The sequence below is a fragment of the Ignavibacteria bacterium genome, assembly GCA_016873845.1.
GTDB lineage: Bacteria > Bacteroidota > Ignavibacteria > Ch128b > Ch128b > JAHJVF01.
Genome location: VGVX01000101.1, coordinates 1 through 6134, shown reverse-complemented (window position 1 = coordinate 6134; position 6134 = coordinate 1). Strand labels below are relative to the sequence as shown.

Sequence of the window (6134 nt, the reverse complement as noted above, 5' to 3'; positions counted from 1 at the left end):
TTACAATTTATTTATCGATCGGAGTTTTTCTCGCTCTATTGATGTTTATTTCAGCATACTATCAGAATTTCAAATTCTCTGGCAATCATGAAGGATATGAACCAGTTCAACCGATTTCTTTTTCACATCGACTTCATGCCGGCGAGCTTGGCGTTGATTGTTTGTTCTGTCATTTTGGAGCCGCTAAAAGTAAGCATGCAGGAATTCCACCAACAAACGTTTGTTTGAATTGCCATAAGTTTATTACAGCTCCCTTTGTAAATGTTAAAGCTGAAAACGATTCCGCAGATGCACAACAACGTAAACCTAATCTGATTGTTTCGGGTGAAATCAAAAAAATATATGATGCGATGGGATTGAATAATGAACGATTAAAGGATGAAACTAAACATCCTATGCCGATTGAATGGCTGAAGGTTCATAACTTGCCCGACTTCGTTTATTTCGATCATCGTCCACACGTTGCAGCTGGCGTTCAGTGTCAAACATGCCACGGTGCAATTGAGACTATGGAACGAGTTCGTCAAGTAAATGATCTTTCAATGGGTTGGTGTGTTAATTGCCACAGAGATTCGAATAGAGATGGATTAAATGGAATAAAAGTGAGAGCATCTACTGATTGCGTGGCTTGTCATTACTGATTTTTAAGTTAAACTATTAACTGAAAAAGTTATGTCGAAAAACAAAAATTTGAAAAACGATTCTGAAGTTAAAGAGAGAGCTAATCCGCAAGAAGAAATTGTTCATCTTTACGATAGAAGAACATTTCTGAAGCTTGCCGGATTCACTTTTGCTGGGGCAATGGTTGCAGGCTGTCAGCAAGGAAATATTGAAAAGGCAATTCCATATTTAGTTAAGCCCGAAGAAATTACTCCAGGATTAGCTTATTGGTATACTTCTGTGTGTAATGGATGCAATGCAAATTGCGGTGTGCTAGTAAAAAACCGTGATGGCAGGCCAATTAAACTTGAAGGAAATCCAGCTCACCCAATTTCAAAAGGTGGATTGTGTGCCGTCGGTCAAGCAATGGTTCTTTCGCTGTATGATTCGAAAAGATTGCTGAATCCGGTCGTTCAAGGTAAAGAAACCGATTGGCAGACGTTTGACGCTTCTCTAAAAAGCAAAATTGAAGAGGTAAAAAGAAACAATGGCTCAGTAAGATTTTTAACAAGCACTGTAACAAGTCCGACGATTAATGCATCAATTCATACTTTCCTATCACAATTCAAAGATTCGAAACACATAGTTTATGATCCGCTTTCAAATTCTGCTATTCTCGATTCACATAAAAAGAGCTTTGGCGTGCGAGTTCTTCCGAAATATCATTTTGACAGAGCCGAAGTAATTGTGAGTATCGATGCAGATTTTTTGGCAACGTGGATTTCACCCGTCGAATTTACAAATGCATATCATTCAGCAAGAAAACTAAACGGTAAAGAATCAAAATTCGCATATCATGTTCAAATTGAATCGCGAGTCTCACTGACCGGAAGTAATGCCGATAAGCGAATAGCGGTTTCGCCTGATGATTATAAAAATATCGTGCTCGAATTGATTTTTGAAATTGAGAACAAAGCGGGGATTAAAAACACATCGAACAATTTCAAATCGGTTCTTGCTCCAAAGTTCAAAGCACAGCTTATAAATCGTCTCTGGAAATCGAAAGGAAAGAGTTTACTCGTCTGCGGAGTAAACGATCTCAAGCTTCAAATCTTAGTAAATTATTTGAATTCGCTTTTGGGAAATTATGGCGAAACGATTGATATTTCCTCTCCATCAAATCAAGCACAAAGCAGCGATAAGGATCTATTTGCACTTCTCAATGAAGTTGAATCAGGAAAAGTCAATGCGTTGTTCATTTATGGATTGAATCCCGCGTACGATCTACCAAATGCAAAAATCTTGTCGAACAAATTAAAAGAAATTCCTGTCGTTGTTACGTTTGCCGACAGGTTAAATGAAACTGCGGAAGTTTCAAGTTTCGTTTGCCCCGAACCCCACATGCTTGAATCGTGGAACGATTCTGAGCCAAGCAATGGGATTGTTTCAATTCAACAGCCAGCGATTAATCCATTTGGTCAAGTTAGACCTTTAATAGAATGCTTAGTGTCTTGGAGCGGAAAAAATCAAAATGCAGTAGATATTATAAAAGAAACTTGGCGGAACAGTTATTTCAAGCTTCAAACCAAAGAAAAAGATTTTCAAAAGTTCTGGGATTCTGCCTTACAAAATGGATACATTGAATATTCACACGCGAAAAAAATCACTTCTGGCTTTTCCAAGTCATCTCTTAATTTTATTAAGAACGATTCAACTTTAAGCGAGAGCGAGCTTAAATTAGTCCTTTATCCCAAACTTGCAATTCTCGATGGAAAACATGCACACAATCCATGGCTGCAAGAACTACCCGACCCGATAACAAAAATCGTTTGGGATAATTATGCGTCTGTATCTCATTTAGCTGCAGAAAAATTAAATCTCTCTGAAGGTGATATAGTCTCCATTCAAACAGCTAAAGGATCAATTGAACTGCCAGTTCATATCCAACCAGGTCAGAATGAAAAAACAATTGCAGTTGCACTTGGTTATGGAAGAAAAGGAACGGACCGATTTACTAACATTGGTCCAAACTGGCTTGAAGCAAGACCAACAGTCGAGAAAGGAAGTTTAGTCGGAAAAAACGCATTCCACCTATTAGAATTTGAAAACGAAAATGTTAAGTTCTCTGGAATTGATGCTAAGATTACAAAACTTAGGGGAAAATATTTGCTCGCATCAACCCAAGAGCATCATTCACTTCAAGAACCTAAGAATGTTGATGTATTAAATGGCCAAGCACGTCCAATAGTTCAAAAGCTAACACTCGAAGAATATTTAAAAGCTCCACACACTCAAAACCTCCGCAAAGCGGAACATCCTAGTTTATGGCCGGAAGAGCACAAATACACCGGATATCACTGGGGTATGTCGATTGATCTTTCTGCCTGCACAGGATGTTCTGCTTGTGTTATTGCCTGCACAGCAGAAAATAATATTCCAGTTGTCGGAAAAGACGAAGTCTACAGAAATCGTGAGCTGACCTGGATTCGCATCGATAGGTATTACGATGAAGAAACCGGAGAACTGAGCATTTCGCATCAGCCGATGATGTGTCATCACTGCGACAATGCTCCATGTGAGACTGTTTGCCCTGTACTTGCAACGGTCCATAGCGAAGAAGGATTAAATCAACAAGTTTATAATAGATGTGTTGGAACTCGATATTGCTCGAACAATTGTCCTTATAAAGTGCGAAGGTTTAATTGGTTCGACTATGAGCAGGAAGATGAAATGCAGAAATTGGTTTTGAATCCCGATGTAACTGTACGTGAACGCGGGGTTATGGAAAAATGCAGTTTCTGTATTCAGAGAATTCAAGAAGCAAAGATAAAAGCGAAGATCGATGGTACTGTGTTAAAAGACGGCAATATCAAACCGGCATGTCAGCAATCCTGTCCTGCTCAAGCAATTACTTTTGGTGATATAAACGACAACGAAAGCATGATTTCAAAACAAATAAAAGACTCAAGATATTATCGTGTGCTTGATGAACTTGGAGTTAAGCCATCTGTCGGCTACCTAAAGTATGTCAAGAATAGCAGCGAAGAGGAGAAAGTAAATGGCTGATAATTATTCGATACTTCGTAAACCTCTGATACTTGGAAATAAAACTTATTCTGATGTTACACATGATGTTTGTGCACCGTTCGAAAAAAAGTCTTCAATTGCCTGGTGGATAACTTTTTTTGCCGCATTGTCAATGTTAATTGTTGGTATAGTTGCAGTAACTTATCAAATTCAAACTGGGATTGGGACTTGGGGTTTAAATAATACTGTTGGATGGGCATTTGACATAACTAATTTTGTTTTTTGGATTGGAATAGGTCATGCAGGAACTTTGATTTCAGCGATTCTCTTTCTTTTCAATCAAAAATGGAGAACTTCGGTCAATCGTTCTGCAGAAGCGATGACAATTTTTGCCGTAATCTGTGCTGGAATTTTTCCAATCATACACATGGGAAGACCCTGGCTTGCATTTTGGGTAATCCCATATCCAAATCTTCGAGGACCTTTATGGGTAAATTTCCGTTCACCGTTAGTTTGGGATATGTTTGCAATCGGAACTTACTTCACAATCTCTTTAGTGTTTTGGTATGTAGGATTAATTCCAGATCTTGCCACGATTCGTGACAGAACCAAATCAAAGCTTAAAAAATTCTTCGCTGGTTTTTTTAGTCTCGGTTGGAATGGTTCGAATAAAACTTGGTCGCGTTATGAAACGGTCTACACGCTTCTTGCTGGGCTTGCGACTCCGTTAGTGGTTTCAGTTCACACAATCGTCAGCTGGGATTTTGCGACTTCAGTTATTCCAGGATGGCATACGACAATTTTTCCGCCGTACTTTGTTGCAGGTGCAGTCTTCTCAGGGTTTGCTATGGTGCTTTCATTGATGCTGATTGTCCGAAAAGTATTTCACTTTGAAGATTACATTACAGCAAAGCATGTTGAATCAATGTGTAAAATAATTATTGCGACTGGGGGAATTGTAGGTTTAGCATACGCAACTGAATTTTTCATTGCGCTTTACAGCGGTAATCCTTACGAAAAATTCGCTTTCATTAATCGTGCACTTGGACCATTCGCTTGGGCATACTGGATTATGGTTTTCTGTAATATTGTCATTCCTCAGTTTTTCTGGTGGAAAAAAATCCGGACTAATATGATTTTAGTCTTCATTCTTTCAATTTTTATAAATGTTGGAATGTGGTTTGAAAGATTTGTGATCATTACAATATCCTTAAGCCGAGATTATCTCCCTGCAAGCTGGGCAAATTATATTCCCACGTCTGTTGAGATTGCGACTTTGATAGGAAGCTTTGGATTATTTTTCACACTCTTTCTTTTGTTTGCGCGGTTTCTTCCAATGATTTCGATTGGAGAAATAAAGGGTGTTTTGAACTATGGGAAAAATTCTCATGGAGGCAGTAAATGACGAGAAGACTTTTCATCAGCTACTTCGAAAATGAAAAAGACATTTTAAATGCAACGAGAGCCGCACGTGATAACAATTACGAAATTCTCGATGTCTTCACTCCATACGCAGTTCATGGGTTGGACGATGCAATAGGACTGAAACCTTCAAGACTTCCTTGGGTCTGTCTTGGATTGGGCTTGCTGGGTGCAATCGCAAAATTATGGTATCAAGTCTGGACGTCTGCTACAAGCTGGCCGGTAAACGTTGGCGGTAAACCACTCCGCTCTATTCCTGCATTCGTACCTGTTACTTTCGAAATTATGGTTCTATTTGCTGGAGTTGGAACCGTGCTGACTTTTATAATAATCAGCAAATTGCGTCCAGCAAAAAAACCAAAAAGTTTATATAAAAGGGTTACAGACAACAGATTCGCATTAGTTCTTGTGCAATCTGATGCCAGCTTTGATGTAAAATCTGCATCGGAAATATTTGCTTCGTTCAATGCAGTTGAGTTTGAAGAAAGATTACAGAAGGAGGAGAATTGAGATGTCAAGATTGTCATTAAACATATTTCTTGCTTTGATTTTTATTCTTCTTGTTGCGGGAACGATTTTAGTGAAAAGAGATTTCACTCAAAGAAATTCAGAATTGCTTCCTGGGATGGTCAACTCGGTTCCTTATAATACTTTTGCACCCAATAAAAATTTTCCCGACGGTAAAACACTTCAATTGCCCATAGATGGAACATTAGTAAAAGGATTTGACAAACTTCCATATACTTCATCGCCCGATGATGCTGTTCGAGCCGGAAATGAACTGAAGAATCCTCTTCCGAAAGACAGCATCGAGCTAGTAGAAAAAGGATCGAAACAATTCTCCATTTATTGTGCTCCCTGTCACGGAATTTCGGGAACAGGGGATGGAATTATTGTAAAGAAGGGATTTCCGCCGCCTCCATCACTATTCGCCGAAAGAGCTTTATCAATGAAAGATGGACAAATATTTCACATCATAACGTATGGTCAGGGAAATATGCCCTCGATTACATCTCAAATCTCCTCTGAAAATAGATGGGAGATAATTCTTCACATCAGAGAACTGCAGGAAAAACAATCGAAAG

5 protein-coding genes are annotated in these 6134 nt (G+C 38.8%); all 5 read left to right on the top strand.

The annotated features are described in order from the left end of the window. A partial coding sequence (locus tag FJ213_12445; GenBank protein MBM4176961.1) for a cytochrome c3 family protein occupies nucleotides 1-641 on the top strand: 641 nt, incomplete at its 5' end. A 31-nt stretch (nucleotides 642-672) separates the two neighbouring features. After that, a complete protein-coding gene (locus FJ213_12440; protein ID MBM4176960.1) occupies nucleotides 673-3666 on the top strand; it encodes a 4Fe-4S dicluster domain-containing protein in 2994 nt (997 codons plus the stop codon). Continuing rightward, a complete protein-coding gene (locus FJ213_12435) occupies nucleotides 3659-5032 on the top strand; it encodes a hydrogenase (protein ID MBM4176959.1) in 1374 nt (457 codons plus the stop codon). Before FJ213_12440 ends, FJ213_12435 begins: the two co-directional genes overlap by 8 nt. Next, nucleotides 5029-5559, top strand: a complete 531-nt coding sequence (locus FJ213_12430; GenBank protein MBM4176958.1) for a DUF3341 domain-containing protein — start codon at nucleotides 5029-5031, stop codon at nucleotides 5557-5559. The genes FJ213_12435 and FJ213_12430 overlap by 4 nt, the downstream gene beginning before the upstream one ends. A 1-nt stretch (nucleotide 5560) precedes the next feature. Then, nucleotides 5561-6134: cytochrome c (locus tag FJ213_12425; protein MBM4176957.1), on the top strand; the 574-nt coding region annotated here is incomplete at its 3' end.

Coding starts and splice junctions, on each gene's coding strand:
- FJ213_12440 (MBM4176960.1), top strand. CDS start 673: ATGTCGAAAAACAAAAATTTGAAAAACGATTCTGAAGTTAAAGAGAGA.
- FJ213_12435 (MBM4176959.1), top strand. CDS start 3,659: ATGGCTGATAATTATTCGATACTTCGTAAACCTCTGATACTTGGAAAT.
- FJ213_12430 (MBM4176958.1), top strand. CDS start 5,029: ATGACGAGAAGACTTTTCATCAGCTACTTCGAAAATGAAAAAGACATT.